The organism is Streptococcus sp. UMB1203, from assembly GCF_030217725.1.
Lineage (GTDB): Bacteria > Bacillota > Bacilli > Lactobacillales > Streptococcaceae > Streptococcus.
The window spans coordinates 1-1,363 of sequence record NZ_JASOOK010000065.1; the positions used below are offsets into that span (position 1 = coordinate 1).

A 1,363-nucleotide genomic window follows, 5' to 3' on the forward strand; every position below is an offset into this window, starting at 1 on the left:
TAATTCCACCATAAAAATCCGTTTTAGACTAATTTCCACTTTGGTCAGGCAAGTGGAAGTTACTTTGAGAAGTTACCCCTATTAAGAACATCCATAATTTGGATATTAGGGTCTTTGATATCGAGTAATTTTGTGATAAAATGTAATTGTTCCATATGAATCTTTCTAATGAGTTGTTTTGTCGCTTTTCATTATGGATATTATGGAACTTTTTTTCTACAACAAAATAGGCTCCATAATATCCATGGGGATTTACCCACTACAAATATTATAGAGACTAAGTTTATAGAACAACATAAAAGTGAACAAGACTAAAACATCGTTTTGTTCACTTTTTTCTTCTTTTCAACAGAACTCTCACTATAGCCCATATCACAAAAAGAGAAGGTCATAAATCCTTCTCTTTTATATCTTCAACTAATTAGTTTTTGCGTTTCACAAATGGAAGGGCACCTAGGAGCAATCCAAGGAATCCTAATGATGCAACTGCAACATTATCTTTACCACCAGTATTAGGAAGTTCTTTCTTATCTTCTGCTTTCGCAGCTGGAGCTTGATATGTATTATCTTTGCTAGTACCTGCTACAGTTGGTGCAACCGCAGGAGTTGATGGTGTCTCAGCTGTTGGTGTAGCCGGAGCTGGTGTTGGAGCTTCAGCTGCTGGAGTAGCTGGTGTTGGAGCTTGTGATTCATTTGGAACAGGATTTCCAGGAGTTGGTGTTAGTCTTGGATCTGAATTTGGAGTAGAATAGTGATTAGTTACTTTTTTGTAATAGTTAGTAATAATACCATCTTTTTCTTCAGATTTCACAAAAGTATAACCTGCAATTGATTTACCTTTGAAATGACCTTCTTCAGCATTCAAAATATCAGTGTTAGTAGCAATATCAACATAGCGTGTGACTTTTAAGTCTTCTGTATCATTACTTCCAGATAGAACCTCAGCTTTATTATTAATTAAAGTATTTAAGGCATCTTCTAAATCAGCTAGACGATCTTTTAATCCATCTTTATAATAATCTTCAACACCTTCATTTTCTTCGCTGTCTTTGATTTGCTCTTTTACTTTAGAGATTTCGTCTAAGATTTTTTTGATTTCAGGGTTATTAACACCAAACTCTGGAACTTCATTAACAGCAGCTTCAACAGCGTTAACTCCGCCTTTGAATGCTGGAAGTTCTGGTTGTACAAGTGCATCTCCGTTTGAAGCTTCTGGTTTAGTTGGTTTTGGAGTTTCTCCTTCAGGTTTTGCAGGAGTTGGAGGTGTTGTATCATTCACTCCACCATTGAATTCTGGAAGTTCTGGTTGTACAAGTGCATCTCCGTTTGAAGTTTCAGGTTTAGATGGTTTTGGAGCTTCTCC

1 protein-coding gene is annotated in these 1,363 nt (G+C 36.2%); it reads right to left on the reverse strand.

What is annotated here, in order from left to right:
- Positions 1–421: 421 nt before the first annotated feature.
- Positions 422–1,363, reverse strand: a 942-nt coding sequence (locus QP439_RS08890; protein WP_285389640.1) for an SIALI-17 repeat-containing surface protein, incomplete at its 5' end; no start/stop codon positions are given.